The sequence below is a fragment of the Bradyrhizobium sp. CER78 genome, from assembly GCF_029846235.1.
Taxonomy (GTDB): Bacteria; Pseudomonadota; Alphaproteobacteria; order Rhizobiales; family Xanthobacteraceae; genus Bradyrhizobium.
Genome location: NZ_JARVWP010000003.1, coordinates 221,128 through 240,186, shown reverse-complemented (window position 1 = coordinate 240,186; position 19,059 = coordinate 221,128). Strand labels below are relative to the sequence as shown.

16 protein-coding genes are annotated in these 19,059 nt (G+C 63.8%); 11 read left to right on the top strand and 5 right to left on the bottom strand.

Features of this window, described 5'->3' with window-relative positions:
• The first annotated feature begins 136 nt into the window (after positions 1-136).
• The 3 genes from QDT69_RS07015 (at position 137) to QDT69_RS07005 (ending at position 3,288) form a co-directional block, all read left to right on the top strand.
• On the top strand, positions 137-538 hold the full coding sequence (locus QDT69_RS07015) for an SPW repeat protein (RefSeq protein WP_279705883.1): 402 nt from the start codon (positions 137-139) through the stop codon (positions 536-538).
• A 211-nt stretch (positions 539-749) separates the two neighbouring features.
• On the top strand, positions 750-2,408 hold the full coding sequence (locus QDT69_RS07010; RefSeq protein WP_279705882.1) for an acyl-CoA synthetase: 1,659 nt from the start codon (positions 750-752) through the stop codon (positions 2,406-2,408).
• A gap of 4 nt (positions 2,409-2,412) precedes the next feature.
• Positions 2,413-3,288 (top strand): DUF296 domain-containing protein, encoded by an 876-nt coding sequence (locus QDT69_RS07005; RefSeq protein ID WP_279705881.1) that lies wholly within the window; start codon positions 2,413-2,415, stop codon positions 3,286-3,288.
• A gap of 344 nt (positions 3,289-3,632) precedes the next feature.
• Here the strand turns inward: QDT69_RS07005 and QDT69_RS07000 are convergent, their stop codons facing one another.
• Positions 3,633-3,956 (bottom strand): hypothetical protein, encoded by a 324-nt coding sequence (locus tag QDT69_RS07000; protein ID WP_279705880.1) that lies wholly within the window; start codon positions 3,954-3,956, stop codon positions 3,633-3,635.
• Positions 3,957-4,038: 82 nt separating this feature from the next.
• Here QDT69_RS07000 and QDT69_RS06995 point away from each other — a divergent pair, with 82 nt between their 5' ends.
• The 5 genes from QDT69_RS06995 (at position 4,039) to QDT69_RS06975 (ending at position 7,522) form a co-directional block, all read left to right on the top strand.
• A complete protein-coding gene (locus tag QDT69_RS06995) occupies positions 4,039-4,803 on the top strand; it encodes an AAA family ATPase (protein WP_279705879.1) in 765 nt (254 codons plus the stop codon).
• 140 nt (positions 4,804-4,943) lie between these two features.
• Complete coding sequence (locus tag QDT69_RS06990) at positions 4,944-5,483, top strand: SRPBCC family protein (protein ID WP_279705878.1); 540 nt, start codon at positions 4,944-4,946, stop codon at positions 5,481-5,483.
• Positions 5,484-5,485: 2 nt separating this feature from the next.
• Complete coding sequence (locus QDT69_RS06985) at positions 5,486-6,427, top strand: cytochrome D1 domain-containing protein (protein WP_279705877.1); 942 nt, start codon at positions 5,486-5,488, stop codon at positions 6,425-6,427.
• Between the two features lie 264 nt (positions 6,428-6,691).
• Entirely contained in the window at positions 6,692-7,024 is a 333-nt protein-coding gene (locus tag QDT69_RS06980; protein ID WP_279705876.1) for a PRC-barrel domain-containing protein, read from the top strand.
• Positions 7,025-7,153: 129 nt separating this feature from the next.
• The gene (locus tag QDT69_RS06975; protein WP_279705875.1) at positions 7,154-7,522 is read left to right on the top strand and encodes a VOC family protein; all 369 of its coding nucleotides are present in this window, start codon (positions 7,154-7,156) and stop codon (positions 7,520-7,522) included.
• Between the two features lie 483 nt (positions 7,523-8,005).
• Here QDT69_RS06975 and QDT69_RS06970 read toward each other — a convergent pair whose 3' ends face one another.
• The 4 genes from QDT69_RS06970 to QDT69_RS06955 form a co-directional block, all read right to left on the bottom strand.
• Positions 8,006-9,400 carry an ATP-binding protein gene (locus QDT69_RS06970; protein ID WP_279705874.1) on the bottom strand — a complete coding sequence of 465 codons (1,395 nt, stop codon included), beginning with the start codon at positions 9,398-9,400 and terminating at the stop codon, positions 8,006-8,008.
• A 2-nt stretch (positions 9,401-9,402) separates the two neighbouring features.
• Positions 9,403-12,381: an excinuclease ABC subunit UvrA gene (gene uvrA, locus QDT69_RS06965; RefSeq protein ID WP_279705873.1), complete on the bottom strand. Its 2,979-nt coding sequence runs from the start codon at positions 12,379-12,381 to the stop codon at positions 9,403-9,405.
• Positions 12,382-12,641: 260 nt separating this feature from the next.
• Positions 12,642-13,301, bottom strand: coding sequence for an outer membrane beta-barrel protein (locus tag QDT69_RS06960; RefSeq protein ID WP_279706188.1), 660 nt, complete (start codon positions 13,299-13,301; stop codon positions 12,642-12,644).
• A 439-nt stretch (positions 13,302-13,740) separates the two neighbouring features.
• Positions 13,741-14,484 (bottom strand): outer membrane beta-barrel protein, encoded by a 744-nt coding sequence (locus tag QDT69_RS06955; RefSeq protein WP_279705872.1) that lies wholly within the window; start codon positions 14,482-14,484, stop codon positions 13,741-13,743.
• 449 nt (positions 14,485-14,933) lie between these two features.
• Here QDT69_RS06955 and QDT69_RS06950 point away from each other — a divergent pair, with 449 nt between their 5' ends.
• The 3 genes from QDT69_RS06950 to gyrA all read left to right on the top strand — a co-directional run bounded on the left by QDT69_RS06950 (position 14,934) and on the right by gyrA (position 19,016).
• Positions 14,934-15,425: a single-stranded DNA-binding protein gene (locus QDT69_RS06950; protein ID WP_028340751.1), complete on the top strand. Its 492-nt coding sequence runs from the start codon at positions 14,934-14,936 to the stop codon at positions 15,423-15,425.
• Positions 15,426-15,676: 251 nt separating this feature from the next.
• Positions 15,677-16,075, top strand: a complete 399-nt coding sequence (locus tag QDT69_RS06945) for a DUF2306 domain-containing protein (protein ID WP_279705870.1) — start codon at positions 15,677-15,679, stop codon at positions 16,073-16,075.
• Positions 16,076-16,286: 211 nt separating this feature from the next.
• Complete coding sequence (gene gyrA, locus QDT69_RS06940; protein WP_279705869.1) at positions 16,287-19,016, top strand: DNA gyrase subunit A; 2,730 nt, start codon at positions 16,287-16,289, stop codon at positions 19,014-19,016.
• The last annotated feature ends 43 nt before the right edge of the window (positions 19,017-19,059 follow it).

Here is a 19,059-nt window from a genome sequence, read left to right as displayed (position 1 = left end):
GCCGATCGGGCCTTGCGGGCCGGCGCAATTCGATTAGGCTTGAGCCGAGACATACGCCCGTGATGCGGCCCGATGGTCGTCTGGTACGGAGTGGTGAGGCCGGCCGCCGACGTATGCCCCTTCGAGGAGGTTCGTCATGTCGGACAATCGTTTCTTCGGCCCACACCGCCCCTGGGAGGACTGGCTCGGCATGCTGCTTGGCGTGCTGATCATGGTCTCGCCCTGGTTTCCGATGCAGGTCAGCGACGTCGTCGACGTCGAGCGCAGCCACCTGGTGCTCAACAGTTTCGTGGTCGGCATGCTGGTGCTGGGCCTCGCCCAGCTCGAATATGTCGCGCTGCATCGCTGGGAGGAGGTGGCGAGCATTCTGCTCGGCCTCTGGCTGATCGCGTCGCCCAACATCTTCGGCTATTCGGAAGACCAGACGCTGCAGCTCTGGCACATCCTGCTCGGCGCGCTGGTCGCGCTGATCGGGGCACTGCAGCTCTGGCAGGATTGGAACCTGACCGAGCAGGACCTCGCCAAGTATCCGCAGTAGCGGTCGGAGCCGGGCAGATCGGGCTGGCGACCGCTGGCGCGCGGTATCATCGCGCTGCGCCCCGGCGGGCCTTGCCGAGGCGCGCTGCTTGGCGATAAACCGGGTGGTACCAACCCCTTGCGGCGCTTGAAGACGCCCGGTTCTGACCAAGGAAACACCCGATGACCGTCCTGACCATGCCCTGTCTGTTGTGCGTATCGGCGGGGCGGCAATGAGCGGGACGGCTGGGACCGCGCCGCGCGGCGGGATCGCGCGGGTGTCGCGCCGGGTAATGAACCTCGCCTACATCCTGACCCAGAACGCCCGCCGCCACGGCGATCGTCCGGGCTTCATCTGGAACGAGAAGGCCTGGTCCTGGCGCCATATCGACCAGAACGTCTCGGCGCTGGCAGCGGCGCTGGCCGCGCGCGGCATCGGCAAGGGCGACCGCATCCTGGTGCATTCCAAGAACTGCGACGAGATGTTCTGGTCGATGTTCGCGGCCTTCCGGCTCGGCGCGGTCTGGGTGCCGACCAATTTCCGCCTGATGCCGGACGAGGTGGCCTATCTGGCGGCGGCCTCCGGCGCCAAGGCGTTTCTCTGCCATGCCGATTTCCCCGAGCACGCCAAGGCGGCCGCCAATCCGGCGCTGGAATTCGTCTGGCGGATCGGCGAGCAAAACAGCTTCGGCGAGCAAGGCACGTTCGGCGAGGCGACGGTCGGTGATGGCATTGCCAAACACGCTGGCGCGGCGGTCGAGAACGTTGCGGTCGACTACGACGATCCCTGCTGGTTCTTCTTCACCTCCGGCACCACAGGCCGCTCCAAGGCCGCGGTGCTGACCCACGGCCAGATGGCCTTCGTGATCACCAACCATCTCGCCGACCTGATGCCCGGCACGACCGAGGACGACGCCTCGCTGGTGGTGGCGCCGCTGTCGCATGGCGCCGGCGTGCATCAATTGGTGCAGACCGCGCGCGGCGTGCCGACCATCCTGCTGCCGTCGGAGAAGTTCGACATCGCGGAGGCGTTCCGGCTGATCGCCAAGCACCGCGTCAGCAACATGTTCACGGTGCCGACCATCCTGAAGATGATGGTCGAGCATCCCGCGGCCGACCAGCACGATCATTCCTCGCTGCGCTACATCATCTATGCCGGCGCCCCGATGTATCGCGAGGACCAGAAGGCAGCGCTGAACAAGCTCGGCTGTGTGCTCGTGCAGTATTTCGGCCTCGGCGAGGTCACCGGCAACATTACCGTGCTGCCGCCCGGCCTGCACGATCCCGAGGACGGCCCGCATGCGCGGATCGGCACCTGCGGCTTCGAGCGCACCGGCATGCAGGTCTCGATCCAGAGCGACGACGGAAGCGAGCTGAAAGCGCACGAGACCGGCGAGATCTGCGTGATCGGACCCGGCGTGTTCGCCGGCTACTACGATAATCCCGAAGCCAATGCGAAGGCGTTTCGCGACGGCTGGTTCCGCACCGGCGATCTCGGCCATATGGACGAGGAGGGCTTCGTCTACATCACCGGCCGCGCCTCCGACATGTACATCTCCGGCGGCTCCAACATCTATCCGCGCGAGATCGAGGAGAAGCTCCTGACCCATCCCGCGGTCGGCGAGGTCGCCGTGCTCGGCGTGCCCGATCCGTTCTGGGGCGAGGTGGGTGTCGCCGTCTGCGTCGCGCGCGAGGGCACCGCGGCGGTCGCCGAGGCGGAGCTTGCGGCGTATCTCGCGCCAAAGGTGCCGCGCTACAAGATGCCGAAGCGCTTCTTCTTCTGGGAGGCGCTGCCGAAGTCCGGCTACGGCAAAGTGCCGAAGCGCCTGATCCGCGACGAACTCGAGGCGCGCGGGCTGCTCGAGGTGGTCGCCAAATCGACGGACGCGTAGGGCGATGCGCAGCATCGCCCAGCCTGGCGCTCCGCTTCCCGAGCGCATCCAGTGGGTCGCCGCGCGCGGCCGCGCCTTTTCATTCGTGCTGGAGGCCGGCATTCCCTTGCTCGAAGCCGTGCGCCGCGGCTTTGCGGCGGAAGGCTTTTCCGGCGGCGTGCTGAGCGCGACGGGTGGCGCGCTCGGGCCATTCGCCTATGTGATGCCGGCGCTCTCGAAGGACGGCGTCAACGCGGCGTTCTACAGCGACACGTTTCGTCCCGACGGCGTGACGCGGCTCAAGCTCGCGGCACTGACCTTCGGTGAACGCGATGGTGCGCCGTTCTTCCATTGCCACGGCTTGTGGACCGAGGCCGACGGCCGCTTCAACGGCGGACACATGCTGCCCGATGAGACCATCGTCGCCGAGCCGTTCGAGGTCAGCGCATTCGGGATCGACGGTGCGACGTTCCTGGCCGAGCCCGACAGCGAGACCAATTTCAAGCTGTTCGGTCCGGTCGCCCGCGCGCCTATTGGTGCGAAGACCACCAGCCATGCCTTCGCATTGCGGCTGCGCCCGAACCAGGATTTCGCCTGCGCGCTGGAAGGTTTCTGCCGCCACCACGGCATCCTGCGCGCGCGACTGCACGGCGGGGTCGGCTCGACCATCGGCGCCGTCTTCGCCGACGGCCACAGCGTGGTGCCGTTCGCGACCGAACTTGCGGTGACCGCAGGGCAGATCGCGGCCGACGAAGACGGCCTGATGCACGCCGAGCTCGACATCGCGCTGGTCGACTATCTCGGCGGCATCGCCGAGGGACGGCTGGTGCGCGGCGACAATCCGGTCCTGATGACGATGGAGCTGGTGCTCGAGGTGCTGGAGGAGGCGGAGCGGCCGTAGGGGTGCTGCGCGCCCTATCTCCATCGTCGTCCCGGCGAAGGCCGGGACCCATTACCCCAAATGGTCGTGGTTGCGCGACGCTGGAGCACCAGCTGTTTTCGACGGCTCGACCCTGTGGTTATGGGTCCCGGCCTGCGCCGGGACGACGATGCGGTTCGTTCTCGCCTCAACTGCAAACAGCCTGTCCGGTGTCATCACGCGCCCTCGCGAAAGCGGGTGATCCAGTATTCCAGAGGCAGCAGTGCTTGAGCAGAGAGACCGCGGCGTACTGGATCGCCCGGTCGAGCCGGGCGATGACAGGTGCGGGCGGGGACCACCGTCGGCAAGTCAGAGGTGCGGCTCACTCAGCGCCGCTTGCGCACATGGATGTTGATGTCGAGGTCGATCGCACTGACGCAGCGCTGCTCGGACTTGTGCGAGCCGCCCTCGTACCAGGGACCCCTGCGCAGGCTGATGTCGCTGACATGAGCGAGCCGTAGGCAGCGCCATTGCGGCAGCTTGCCGGAGCTCTCGCCGGCGAACTGCCAGGCCAGTACGACCTCTTCACCGCTCTTGTTGTGGCCGATGATGTGCGGGCACAGCTCGCGTGGCCGGCCGTCATAGGTGCAGGCGACCTGTTGCTCGGTGAGGATTGCCTTGCGGAAGAGGGCGTAGGCCTTGCTGGGCATTGGGACATCGATCCATCTAGGATTGTCGCGGGCATCTATCATAAACTGAGCCACCCGCCGTTGTTTCCCCGGATCCGCGCACATGGCCAGACGAAACCGCCCGATCAACATGCCCGCGCCGTATCTTCGGCGGGTCTGGCTCGACCCGGCGCGGATTCCAAACCGCAAAGCCTATCCGTTCGTGCTGCCGCTGCTGCGCGACGACTTTGAGCTGAGCTTCGAGAAGGCGATCACCATCATCGTCGGCGAGAACGGCACCGGCAAGTCGACGCTGCTGGAGGGCATCGCCGTGATGGCCGGCTATGACGATGCCGGCGGCGGCAAGGGATATCGACCGGTCGACCACGGCGGCGCGGTGGAAAAGATGGGCGGCTCGCTCGCGGCGGCGCTTCGTGCGAGCTGGCTGCCCAAAATCACCAACGGCTGGTTCTTCCGCGCCGAGAGCTTCTTCTCGGTGGCGCGCTATGTCGACGCGGCAGCGCTGGACGTCGGAGACGCGCCGCCGGACTTCCTGTCGCATTCGCACGGCGAGGGCTTCCTGCGCTTCTTCGAGGAGCGCTGCCAGCGGCAGGGCATCTTCATCTTCGACGAGCCGGAATCCGCGCTGTCGCCCTCGCGGCAGATCGAATTCCTCAAGCTGCTGCACCGGATGAACGGGACCGGCCACTGCCAGGTCATCATGGCCACGCATTCGCCGGTCCTGATGGCCTATCCGGACGCGACACTGCTGCGGCTGACGAAGTACGGCCTCGAACCGGTGAGCTTGAAGGACACGGATCACTTCAAGGTCATGCGCGAGTTCTGCGACGACCCGAAGGGGTTCGTCGAGGCGGTGATCGAGGGGTAAGGGCGGCAGGAGAGGCTTGTCCCACGGGGAAGTTCTGACTTCGCTCTGGTGCAAGAAGCCGCTTTCCATCTGGTCCAGAATACCGACACATAAGCTTCGGCACGCGCCTGGCGTGGTGACCGAAAAACTGGGAGACAAGGATGAGGCTGATGATCGCGAGGGCTGGCGTCGTGGTGGCGGCGCTGGTTGTGTTGGGGGCCGCGTGGGCGCATGGGCCGACCCGGCAGAAGGTGCGGGAATCCATCGAGATCGACGCGCCGCAGGCCAAGGTGTGGGCGGTGATCGGCAATTTCCAGGACATGAGCTGGCTCGCCGGCGTCAGCAAGACCGAGGGCGAGAAGGGCAACGAGATCGGCGCGACGCGCCGGCTGACCTTGGCGCCCGGCGTCACCATCGACGAGGAGCTCTACAAATACGAGCCCGAGATGATGAGCTATTCGTACCGGATCACCGCGGTCGACGTGAAGGTGCTGCCGGTCACCAATTATTCCTCGACGCTGGAGGTGTCGCCGGCGCCCGGCGGCAAGGCGAAGCTGGAATGGTCCGGCGCGTTCTATCGCGGCTTCCCGAACAACGATCCGCCGCCGGAACTGAACGACGAGGCCGCAATGAAGGCCGTGAGCGGGCTCTACAAGGCCGGCCTGGAAGCGCTGAAGAAGAAGATCGAGAGCGGAAGCTGAACATGCGGCGCGCGATCGCGCTGCTGGCGCTGCTCGCCGGCCTCGGCGGTGCGCGGGCCGAGGAGGCGTTTGTCACCAACCAGCTCAGCGACGACCTCACGGTGGTCGATCTCGCGACCGCCAAGCCGGTCGCGACGATCGCGATCGGCGGCAAGCCCGCGGGCGTTGCCGTCAGCCATGACGGCCGCTTCGCCTATGTGACGAGCCCGGATGCGAAGGCGGTCACGGTGGTCGATGCGTCGGCGCGCAAGGTGGTCGGCCGGGTCGATGTCGGCGGCGGGCCGCTCGGCATCGCGGTGGCACCCGATGGCGCGACGGTCTATGTCGCCGACTGGTACGCCGCCGCGGTGCGGGTGATCGACGCGAAAGAGCTGCGGGTCATCGCCAGTCTTTCGGTTGGCGCATCGCCATCAGGGCTTGCGGTGACGCCGGACGGGCGGCTGCTGCTCTCGGCTGACCGCGACGACGACAGCGTCTCGATCACGGACATTGCCGCGCATGAGCGGCGAGGGATCGTGAAGGTCGGGACGCGTCCGTTCGGCGTCACCATCGATGCCGATGGCAAGCGCGCCTATACCGCGAATGTCGGCTCCAACGACGTCTCCGTGATCGACATCGCAACCTTCAGCGAGATCGGCCGCGTCCATGTCGGTCTGCGCCCCTACGCGGTGGCGCTGGCGCACGGCCGCGGCTTCGTTACCGATCAGTATGACGGCAAGGTCAGTGTGTTCGATCTCGCGACGCTGGAACCCGTGAAGCGGATCAGTGTCGGCGATTACCCCGAAGGCATCGAGGCCACCGCTGACGGCAAGCGCATCCTGGTCGCGAACTGGGAGAGCAACACGCTCAGCGTGATCGATGCCGTGGAGATGAAGGTGACCGGCGAGGTCAAGGTCGGCGACGGTCCGCGCGCATTCGGGACGTTCCTCAGGCGGACGGAGTAGGTGAGAAGCTGGGGTGTCGCAAAATATCGAAAACAACCCCATGCAAAGGAGCAGGCTGCCGCCACACTCGGAAACGCGACTTGACACGTCGGGCAAATCAGCGATATGTTTCTATTATTCCGAAATTTGGCAGGTGCCCGCCGCCGCGCGATAGCATTGGTCGGGTGCTTCCCTCTGGCTTGTCGCCGAGCTGCGACCCATTGGCTCACCAGCGCGGCAGGCATATATTATTGGGCAAATACGAGGAAACACAGGGAGGATGCCATGCATCATACCTTGGTGCCCAGTGACCGGGTGGAGCATGTCTGCGTCTTCGGGCGCGACGGCACCAAGCTCGGGTCGGTCGAGCGGCTGATGCTCGACAAGGTGAGCGGCACGGTGGCCTACGCCATCATCAAGACCGGCGGCGTGCTGAGCACCCATCACCACTATCCCGTCAGATGGACCGCACTGCACTTCGATCCCACACGGCAGGCCTTCGAGGCCGAGGTGACGCTGGAGGACCTGCGCGCCGGCCCGTCCGAATTCGACGGCGACGAATTCGACTGGGGCGACCGCTCGCGGTCGTACACGCACCCGAATTATTGGGCGGTGTAGCGCGGAGGTGGGGGCGGTGACGTAGCCCGCATGAGCGAAGCGACATGCGGGGGCTGTTGACTTGTCCGGCCAGCGGCCCCGGATATCGCTTCGCTCATCCGGGCTACGTACTCATTCAGTGGCAGGCACATGACCCAATACAAACCCGCCGGCTGGCCTTCCGTCATCCCGAGAATTGTCACACGCGACCTCATCGGGCTCGCCGGATTCCTGCGAGATGTATTCGGTGCCGAAGGCGAAGTTCGGTCCGGCGCGCCCACGGAAATTCGCATCGGAGACTCGATCATCCTGATCAGTGACGGCGGAGGCGTTCGCGATGCGATGCCGGCCTTTCTCTACGTCTACGTCGAGAACGCCGACGAGACCTATCGGCACGCGGTCGCGGCGGGCGCTGAAGCGATTGAGACCCCCGGGGATACGCCCTATGGCGACAGACGCGCGATGGTGCGGGATGCCTGGGCCAACGTCTGGCAGATTGCGACGTACCGTGAGAGGTAAGGGGCGGCTGTTGTAGCCCGCATGAGCGAAGCGACATGCGGGAGCGGTGCGTCTTGCCGACAAACCCCGCATATCGCTTCGCTCATGCGGGCTACTTGCTTCAAATCTCGTCTCAAAGCGACGCTCTAGGTGGCGCCAAACTATAGGAAGAGTAACCTTAGATTGAGCGCAATCAAGGATTGCAGTCCATCGCATTTTGCTCCCCAGACCGGCGTATACTATCCGCCAAACACAAGGAAACAGGGAGGATGCCATGCATCATACCTTGGAACCCAGGGATCGGATCGAATACGTCTGCGTCTTTGGGCGCGACGGCGCAAAGCTCGCCTGATCGAGCGGCTGATGCTCGACAAGGTAAGTGGAACGGTGGCGTACGCCATCATCAAGACCGGCGGCGTGCTGAGCACCCACCATGCGGGAGCGGCCAACGTGTCCCGCCGACAGTCCTGGATGTCGCTTCGCTTATCCGGGCTTCAAATTGATCTATCGCGCTTTCGGAAAGTTCGGTCCTTTCTGATAGCCTGTTTTCGCTTGAGGACGGTCGGGTATCCGTTCAATCATCTTATTCTTGATCATCTTATTGAAAATTCGCTTCACTGAGTTCTCCGAGCCAATAAAGGTTATTTCTCGTGCCTTCGAATTGTTGATCTCGGGATGATTTCTCAGAAATTCGCAGATAATCTCCTCCGGTGAAGCAAGCTTCTCGTGACGCAAGGTGACCCTCACGCTCCCGTCGAGTTGCTCAACAACCGGATCGCGAAATTTCAATCGTCTCATTGCTTCAAATGCAGTGTTTAGGCCCTCACCAACATCCTTATTTGGTGGGTCTTCGTACTTGTTTATTAGCCGTACAATCCGTTGATTTCGCGCAAAGCGCTCCTCCAGAATGTTTTCTACGGTTATATGAGCCGGTAATACGCCTGGACTCTGTACTTCGATGCGATTGTCGAAAACCCGGATGTGTATGTCGTCATTCAAACTGTAGTCGCGATGCAGAACAGCGTTAGTGACAATTTCGTGGATCGATTCACGTGGATACGAAATCTTCTCAAGACCCGCGGGCCCCATCACCGAAAGCTTTTCGACGATAGCTATGGTCGATTCGACAGCTTTCGGTATGAGGGCATATAGATGGCCTTCGATACTAATGGGGTTTCCAACGAGCGTTTGGCGAGTCCCGTCTCCTGAGGTCTGGTAACGGTAGATCTTTATACCGGATTTCGGCAGTGCAGCTTGAGGCTCGTCGGCGTAGAGGAGCACAGCAGCAACCGTCGGTCGATCTTGATCCACAACGAGCTGTTGCTTCCTGAGCCAAGGCAATGGCTCAGCTGTGGGAATGTTGTCCAACATGAATTCTATGATTGGAGTCGAGTTCGTTACTTCACTCACATCGACCTTTACGATGTGATCTTCAAAAGAGGTTATCCCCTTATTGAATTTGAGCCTCGATATCTGCCCCTCAGTAGTCTGTGGCAGATTTTGTGCGCCTCTCCGAAGATACATGACGCCGTCACTCGCGGCGCGAATGTCGGGCGTTTTCAGAACTTCACAGTGGAGTACTAGTCCGGGTAGGCCTTCGCATTTCAGAAATTGGTACTTGAAGTAAGTCCCAAGTGGGAAGAACTGTTCGAAGGCTTGGATGTGCCCGTTGGCGGCCTCTGCATCTGAAAATCCCGACCAGCGCTTTGCCGCGAATGCCCCGCTATTCAGCACCCCGATGAAGAGTTCGCCACCGTCTGCATTCGCAAAAGCTGAGAGAGATTTCGTCAGTTTTGCCGGAGAGACCTCTTTCGCCTTAAAGTCAAGGAAATGCCCTTCACCACGATCCAACAGATCAGCGAACTGTGCAGTTGAGATCGAAGTTATTTCAATTGCCACGACTATTCCGCGGCCTCGCTAGCGCTGCTGCTCTTCCTCGGCTTGCTGTTCGCCTTCTTCAGCACCGGCGCCAGGAACTTGCCGGTGTAGCTGCGCGGCGCCTTGACGATGTCTTCCGGCGGGCCCCAGGCGACGATCTCGCCGCCGCCGTCGCCGCCTTCGGGGCCGAGGTCGATCACCCAGTCGGCGGTCTTGATGACTTCGAGATTGTGCTCGATCACCACGACCGTGTTGCCCTGGGCGACCAGCTCGTGCAGCACCTCGAGCAGCTTGGCGACGTCGTGGAAGTGCAGGCCGGTGGTCGGCTCGTCCAGGATGTAGAGCGTGCGGCCGGTGGCGCGCTTCGACAATTCCTTTGCCAGCTTGACGCGCTGGGCTTCGCCGCCGGACAGGGTGGTGGCCTGCTGGCCGACATGGATGTAGTCGAGGCCGACGCGGTGCAGGGTCTGGAAGGTCTCGCGCACGCGCGGCACCGCCTTGAAGAACTCGGCGGCTTCCTCGACGGTCATGTCGAGCACGTCGGCGATGCTCTTGCCCTTGAACAGCACCTCCAGCGTCTCGCGGTTGTAGCGCTTGCCCTTGCAGGTGTCGCAGGTGACGTAGACGTCGGGCAGGAAGTGCATCTCGATCTTGATGACGCCGTCGCCCTGGCAGGCCTCGCAGCGGCCGCCCTTGACGTTGAAGGAGAAGCGCCCGGGCTCGTAGCCGCGCGCCTTCGCCTCGGGCAGGCCGGCGAACCATTCGCGGATCGGCGTGAAGGCGCCGGTATAGGTCGCGGGGTTGGAGCGTGGGGTGCGGCCGATCGGCGACTGGTCGATGTCGATGATCTTGTCGATGTGCTCGAGACCCTCGATGCGGTCGTGCGGCGCCGCGCCTTCGCTGGCATTATTCAGCTTGCGGGCGATCGACTTGTAGAGTGTGTCGATCAGCAGCGTCGACTTGCCGCCGCCGGAGACGCCGGTCACGCAGGTGAACAGGCCGAGCGGGATCTCGGCCGAGACGTTCTTCAGATTGTTGCCGCGCGCATTGATCACCTTGATGGTGCGGCGATGGTTCGGCGGCCGCCGGTCGGGAATCGGGACCGAAAGCTCGCCGGTGAGGTACTTGCCGGTCAGCGATTTCGGGTTGCGCATGATCTGGTCGGGCGTGCCTTCGGCGACGATGTGTCCGCCATGCATGCCGGCGCCGGGGCCGATATCGAGCACGTAGTCGGCAAGGCGGATGGCGTCCTCGTCATGCTCGACCACGACAACGGTATTGCCGAGGTCGCGCAGCCGCTTCAGCGTGTCGAGCAGGCGGGCATTGTCGCGCTGGTGCAGGCCGATCGACGGCTCGTCCAGCACGTAGAGCACGCCGGTCAGTCCCGAGCCGATCTGCGAGGCGAGGCGGATGCGCTGGCTCTCGCCGCCGGACAGCGTGCCGGAGGAGCGCGACAGCGTCAGGTAATTCAGGCCGACGTCGAGCAGGAAGGTCAGGCGCTCGCGGATCTCCTTCAGGATGCGCGTCGCGATCTCGTTCTGCTGCGCATTGAGCGCCTCCGGCACCGTCTCGAACCATTCGCCGGCGCGCTTCACCGAGAGCTCGGAGATCTCGCCGATATGCTTGCCGCCGATCTTGACGCACAGCGCCTCGGGCTTCAGCCGATAGCCGTGGCAGCCCGCGCAGGGCACGTCGGAGAAATACTTGCCGAGCTCCTCGCGCGCCCACTCGCTCTCGGTCTCGCGGTAGCGGCGGTTGATGTTGGTGATGACGCCCTCGAACGGCTTCTTGGTGTCGTAGGAGCGGACGCCGTCCTCATAGGAGAACTTGATCTCGTCGTCGCCGGAGCCGTGCAGCAGCGCGTTCTGGACCTTCTTGGTCAGGTCCTTCCACTTGGTGTCGAGCGTGAACTTGTAGTGCTTGCCGAGCGCGGTGAGCGTCTGGATGTAATAGGGCGAGGATGATTTCGCCCAGGGCGCGATCGCGCCCTTGCGCAGGGTCAGCTCCTTGTCGGGGATGACCAGGTCCTCGTCGATATGCTGCTCGACGCCGAGGCCGCCGCAGGCCGGGCAGGCGCCATAGGGGTTGTTGAACGAGAACAGGCGCGGCTCGATCTCGGGGATGGTGAAGCCGGACACCGGGCAGGCGAATTTTTCCGAGAACAGGATGCGCTCGGGCCCGCTCTTGTCGTGGATTTTTGCCGTTTTCTTCTTGTCTTCGCTTGCGGCCGCAGCGGGCGCGTCCGCATACTCGATCACCGCAAGCCCTTCGGCGAGCTTCAGCGCGGTCTCGAAACTTTCCGCGAGGCGCTGGGCGAGGTCGGGGCGCACCACGATGCGATCGACCACGACGTCGATGTCATGCGGGAATTTCTTGTCGAGCGCGGGTGCCTCGGACAGCTCATAGAAGGTGCCGTCGATCTTGACGCGCTGAAAGCCCTTCTTGAGGTATTCGGCGAGCTCCTTCTTGTACTCGCCCTTGCGGCCGCGCACGACCGGCGCCAGCAGATAGAGGCGGGTGCCTTCGGGCAGCGCCAGCACGCGGTCGACCATCTGCGAGACGATCTGGCTCTCGATCGGCAGTCCCGTGGCCGGCGAATAGGGCACGCCGACGCGGGCCCAGAGCAGGCGCATGTAGTCGTAGATCTCAGTGACGGTGCCGACGGTGGAGCGCGGATTCTTCGAGGTGGTCTTCTGCTCGATCGAGATCGCCGGCGACAGGCCGTCGATCTGGTCGACATCAGGCTTCTGCATCATCTCCAGAAATTGCCGCGCATAGGCCGACAGCGACTCGACGTAGCGGCGCTGGCCCTCGGCATAGATGGTGTCGAACGCGAGCGACGACTTGCCGGAGCCGGACAGGCCGGTGAACACCACGAGCTTGTCGCGCGGAATCTCGACGTCGATGTTCTTCAGATTATGTTCGCGCGCGCCACGGATCGTGATGGCGCGCGATGAGGAGCCGGCGTTCTGTTGGCGCTTCGCCTTGAGCACTTCATCCATTGCGACAGTTCCGGGCGCATGCTTGGGCGCCTTTTGGGCGCGCATCGCCGGTGATGCCGGGAGCTTGCGCCGATGGGGTGTGAGGACTGGAACGTAGGAAGAACGGCCGACAATTTCCAGTGCTGAATGGCGTCCATCAACGGATAGTTTGCCTGATGGCAGCAGCCGTCAGCAGGGCCCGGTTCCCGGACGCAAAAAAGGCCGGCGCGAGGCCGGCCTTCCCGAGCGATCCGAACGTGGATCGACACTTAGTACGTGTCTCAGTACTTGGCGACGATCGGGCCGCCGAAGTGATAGTTCACGCCGAACTGGACGCTGTGCAGGTTGATGTCGGCCGACGGCACGCCGAAGTAGGTCTCGCCGCCGAGGCTGCGATACAGGTATTCGCCCTTGATCGACCACTGCGGCGCGATGAACGCTTCGATGCCGGCACCGACGGTCCAGCCCGAGTGGAAGTTGCTCTGCGATGCGCTCACGCCGCCCGCGCTGAGGGTCAGCTTGTTGTCGACCCAGGCGTAGCCGCCGGTGCCGTAGAACAAAACCTTGTCGACCGCGAAGCCGATGCGGCCACGCGCGGTGCCGAGCGCGTCGATCTTGCTCGTCGCGGTGATGCCGAACGCGGAAGCGGAGGCGTTGACGTCAGCCCAGCCGCCGTCGGCCTCGATGCCGTACACGATGTTGCCGGCCTGCCAGTTGTAGCCGATGGTGCCGCCGGCGAAGCCGCCTTCCATCTTCGGATTGCCGGAATCCTCGCTGGCGTAGCCGCCGAAGCCACCGATGTAGAAGCCGGTCCAGTTGTAGATCTCGGCCGGCGGCGGAGCCTTGACGTAGGGGCCGCGTGCGGCGAGATCGGCGGCCATTGCCGGTGCAATTGCGCTGAGGGCAACCATGCCGGCCGAGGCCAGCAGAACATTCCTGATTTTCAAAGTCCCAGTCCCATTTTCTTGTTGTCCCCTCAAACATTGAAGGGAAGCGTCACCGCGGTGTCGCGTGACGTTCGCGTGTTTCTACATAGAAATGCTGGAAGTTGTGTATCCGTGAAACCACAATGCACGGAAAATGGCCCGCGCTGGCGTGCCTGCGCAGCGTAAGAGCCGGCGCGAGGCCGGCTCCGATATTTCGATGCGAGGCAGTGATGCGTGAGCTGAGGCCGCCTCAGCACTTCGCTACGGATATGTATTCGACGCCGACGGTGCAGTCCCAGCGCGTGTCGCTGGCCGAGGCAGGGGAAGGTACGAGCCCGGCATTGTAGCGACGCAGGATGTCGCCAACCGCGGCACCACCGCTCACGGCCGAGCCCACAAACAAAAAGGCCGGCGCGAGGCCGGCCTTTGGTCTGGATCAAACCGGATCGCGCGATCAGTAGCGCGCAACCACCGGGCCGCCCCACTTGTAGTTCACGCGGACGGTGACGAGGTCGACGTCCTGGCGATCGCGGATGCTGCTGAACAGCGCGCCGGTGGGGGTGGTGAGGTTGTAGGTCTTGTCCTGCATGAACAGGTGGTCGTATTCGATACCGGCGGTCCAGTTCGGCGCGAAGCCGACTTCGATGCCGGCGCCGATGGTGCCGCCCCAGCGGGTGTCGCTGGCGCTGCCGGCGAGCACGCCGGTCGGCGTGAAGAAGGTCCTGAACCGATTGTCGGTCAGCGCCGCACCGCCCTTGGCGTAGAGCAGCACGTTGTTGACGGCGTAGCCGACCTGGCCGGTGAACAGGCCGAACGCGTCGATCTTGGACTGGTTGGTGAAGAGACCCGGGAAGATCGCGCTGTTGTTGCTGCCCTTCAGGTCAGCCCAGTCGCCCTGCGCCTCGAGGCCGAACACCCAGGCGCCAGCCTGCCAGCGATAGCCGATCTGGCCGCCGGCGACGCCGCCGGTTGCGTCATGGCAACCATCCGATCCGATGAACACGCCGCCCGGGACCTGGTCCCAGCAATTGTGGCTCGAGCCCCAGCCGCCGTTGGCGCCGATGTAGAAGCCGCTCCAGTCATAGACCGCAGCGATCATCGGCGGCGCCTTGGTGTAGGGGCGCGCCGCGAGGTCGGCGGCCGCGGCAGGCGCGGCGAACGCAATCAGGGCAACCGTACCGAGCAAAAACTTCTTCATCATCAATCTCCCAGCTCCCCGATCGGCTTCCAATATTGTCCCGAAGCACGATCTCAGACGCGAGCGCCCGCGCCATGGTTGATAGCTATACGCTGATTCAACCGGAGACGCCGTCTCCCAAAAGCCACACCTGCGGAAGAAGTAAGGCTGATGCAAGTGATTGATTTGGTTTGTGTTTTCGGATCCCATCAAGCCGATAGGCGGCCGGAACCGAAATCGGCTGCCGTTCCATCGCCATATGCCGCTTCTACGGCTGGTTGTTGCGAACAAAACTGGAACATTGTCGGCTGCGGTGCTATATCTCGATAGTCGTGGATAACCGTGCGCGGGCGAAGGCGGCGAGCCGGCGCCGGCGTATAGGGTCATCCACGACGCCTGCAAAGTAAGTGGCGAAGGTTGAGAGCGGCGGCCGATGTCCGGACGCCCGGTTTTTGAGTGGAGATGATGCGATGGCAGGAAGCGTGAACAAGGTGATCCTGGTTGGAAACCTCGGCAAGGATCCGGAAATCCGGCGGACGCAGGACGGCCGTCCGATCGCAAACCTTTCCATCGCCACCTCGGAGACCTGGCGCGACAAGGGCACCGGAGAGCGCAAGGAAAAGACCGAGTGGCACCGCGTCGTGATCTTCAACGAGGGCCTCTGCAAGGTCGCCGAGCAGTATTTGAAGAAGGGCGCCAAGGTGTACATCGAGGGTCAGTTGCAGACCCGCAAATGGACCGACCAGTCCGGCGTCGAGAAGTACTCGACCGAAGTCGTGCTGCAGGGCTTCAACTCCAACCTGACCATGCTCGACGGGCGTGGCGGCGGAGGCAGCAGCTTCTCCGATGACGGCGGCAGCGATTTCGGCTCGTCCGGCCCGGTCAGTTCTGCACCGCGCCGTGCAGTTGCCGCCGGTGGCGGCAGCCGCAACAGCGACATGGACGACGATATCCCGTTCTGATCGAACGCTGCTTTCCGGCGCTCACGCCGTCGCTCCGTGAAGATCATTTTCCGGAGCGGCGTCGCGATGCACGACGGCAATTTCCTCGTGTGAATTATGAGGATAACTCCATAGCTGCTTGCTGGATCACGGATCTCTGCAGGCGGCGAGGGCGGGTTCCCCTGACTTTGACACAGGCCGATGTGAATGATATTTACATTGGCCTGCGGCGAGTGAGATCTGGCCGCGCGCTTCACCCGAGGGCCGCCACCATGAGCCTCGCGCCATTGCTCGACGCTGCGCCTGCGATCCCGCTCCATGCCTTCGCCGCGATGGCCGCCTTCGTGCTCGGCTCCATCCAGCTCGCCGCACCGAAGGGGACGCTGCCGCACCGGACGCTGGGCTGGATCTGGGTGATCCTGATGCTGGTCGTCGCCGGGAGCTCGTTCTGGATCCATCAGATCCGCCTGGTCGGCCCCTGGAGCCCGATCCACCTGCTGTCGATCTTCTCGCTGGTGATGCTGGTGCTCGGCGTGATGGCGGCGCGGAGCCACAATGTCCGCAGCCACAAGTTCACGATGATCGGCATTTTCTTCGGCGCGCTGGTCATTGCCGGGCTGTTCACCTTGATGCCCGGGCGGATCATGCACGCCGAGATTTTCGGCCAGTAATTGGGCGATTGAGGCGTCGCGGGGCCGGTTCCGTCGGGCCCCGGCCGGCTTGCGGTCGCAGCGCAAAGCAGGCCCGCGGCAAGCCCGCAGTGCGGCTGGTAAGTGTATGAAAAAACGAAGGGAAAAACGGCTTGCCGGAGCCGCTCAGGGGTGGTTATCAGGCCCCCGATGGGCTATATGATTCCCCAGTAAAACTGACCGGATTTCCCCTTTGTCCGATAACGAAGATGACAAGCCCGGCGAGCCGCCGGCGCCCTCAGATATTCGTCCCGTTTCCATTCTCGACGAGATGAAGAAGTCCTACCTCGATTACGCGATGAGCGTGATCGTGTCGCGAGCGCTGCCCGATGCGCGCGACGGGCTCAAGCCGGTGCACCGGCGCATCCTGTATTCGATGCATGAGCAGGGGCACACGCCGGACAAGAAATACGTCAAATCCGCCCGCGTCGTCGGTGACGTGATCGGTAAATACCATCCGCATGGCGACCAGTCGATTTACGACGCGATGGTCCGCATGGCGCAGGACTTCTCGCTGCGCGTGCCGCTGATCGACGGCCAGGGCAATTTCGGCTCGATCGACGGCGATCCGCCGGCGGCCTACCGATATACCGAAGCGCGGCTGACCAAGGCGGCGCTCGCCGTTCTCGCCGACATCGACATGGAAACGGTCGATTTCCAGCCGAACTACGACAATTCCGAGCAGGAGCCGTCGGTCCTGCCGGCCCGGTTCCCGAACCTGCTGGTCAATGGCGCCGGCGGCATTGCCGTCGGCATGGCGACCAACATCCCGCCGCATAATCTCGGCGAGGTGGTCGACGCCTGCGTGGCGCTGATCGACAATCCGGCGCTCACGATCGACGAACTGATCGACATCATCCCGGGCCCGGATTTCCCGACCGGCGGCATCATCCTCGGCCGCCAGGGCATCCGCTCCGCCTATCATCTCGGCCGCGGCTCGATCGTGATGCGCGGCAAGGTGACGATCGACACCATCCGCAAGGACCGCGAAGCGATCATCATCACCGAGATTCCGTATCAGGTGAACAAGGCCACGATGGTCGAGCGCATCGCCGACCTCGTGAAGGAGAAGAAGATCGAGGGCATCGGTGACCTCCGCGACGAGTCCGACCGCGACGGCTATCGCGTCGTCATCGAGCTGAAGCGCGAGGCGGTGCCTGACGTCGTGTTGAACCAGCTCTATCGGTTCACGCCGCTGCAAACCAACTTCCCGGCCAACATGCTGGCGCTGGATTCCGGTCGTCCGCAGACGATGACGCTGAAGGATCTGCTCACCATCTTCGTCGCGTTCCGCGAACAGGTGGTGACCCGCCGGACCAAGTTCCTGCTTCGCAAGGCGCGCGACCGCGCCCATATCCTGGTCGGCCTCGCCATCGCGGTTGCCAATATCGACGAGATGATCCGGGTGATCCGGACCTCGCCCGATCCGAATACGGCGCGCGACACCCTGATGTCGCGCGACTGGCCGGCGCGCGACGTCGAGGCGATGATCACGCTGATCGACGATCCCAGGCACCGGATCAACGACGACGGCACCATCCGCCTGTCGCTCGAGCAGGCGCGGGCCATCCTCGATCTGCGGCTGCAGCGCTTGACCGCGCTGGGGCGGGACGAGATTTCCGAAGAGCTCGACAAGCTCGCGGCTGAGATCGCCGACTACCTCGACATCCTGCGCTCGCGTGCGCGCGTGCAGGGCATCGTCAAGACTGAACTGGCCGAGGTGAAGCAGCAGTTCGCGACGCCGCGCAAGACCCAGATCATCGAGCAGGAAGGCGAGGTCGAGGACGAGGACCTGATCCAACGCGAGGACATGGTCGTCACCGTCTCGCATGCCGGCTACGTCAAGCGCGTGCCGCTGTCGACCTACCGGGCGCAGCGCCGCGGCGGCAAGGGCCGCGCCGGAATGCAGACCCGCGACGAGGATTTCGTCTCGCGGCTGTTCGTCGCCTCCACGCACACGCCGGTGCTGTTCTTCTCGTCCCGCGGCCAGGTCTACAAGGAGAAGGTCTGGCGGCTGCCGATGGCGGCGCCCAACGCGCGCGGCAAGGCGCTGATCAACATCCTGCCGCTGGAGCAGGGCGAGCGCATCACCACGATCATGCCGTTGCCGGAGGATGAATCCTCCTGGGCCAATCTCGACGTGATGTTCGCGACCACCAGCGGCACCGTTCGGCGCAACAAGCTGTCCGACTTCGTCGACGTCCGCCGTTCCGGCATCATCGCGATGAAGCTCGGCGAGGGCGAGGCGATCGTCGACGTGCAGATCTGCACCGAGCGCGACGACGTGCTGCTGACCGCCGCCGGCGGCCAGTGCATCCGCTTCCCGGTCCCCGATGTGCGCGTCTTCACCGGCCGCACCTCGATGGGCGTACGCGGCATCGCGCTGGCCGAGGCCGACAGGCTGATCTCGCTGGCGATCCTGCGCCATGTCGAGACCACCTCCGACGAGCGTTCGGCGTATCTGAAGATGCGACGCGCGGTGGCCGGCGAAGCCACGACCGAAGAGCCGGTCGAGACCGAAGGCGAAGAGACGGCGAACGATGCGATCCAGCTGTCGCAGGAGCGCTATGCCGAGCTGTCGGCCGCCGAGCAGGTGGTGCTGACCGTCTCCGTCAACGGCTACGGCAAGCGGACCTCGTCCTACGAGTACCGCACCACCGGCCGCGGCGGTAAGGGCATCGTCGCGATGAGCGTCAACAACCGCAATGGCAATCTGGTGGCGTCGTTCCCGGTCGAGGACGCCGACCAGATCATGCTGGTCACCGACAAGGGCCAGCTGATCCGCTGCCCGGTGGCCGACATCCGCGTCGCCGGCCGCTCGACCCAGGGCGTCATCGTGTTCGACACCGCCGAGGACGAGCACGTGGTCTCGGTCGAGCACATTCCGGAAGAGGAAAACGGCGAGAACGGCAACGGCGGCTAGCCGACGCGGATTTGGTCGGGAGAGCTTCGGGGCGTGCTGCAAG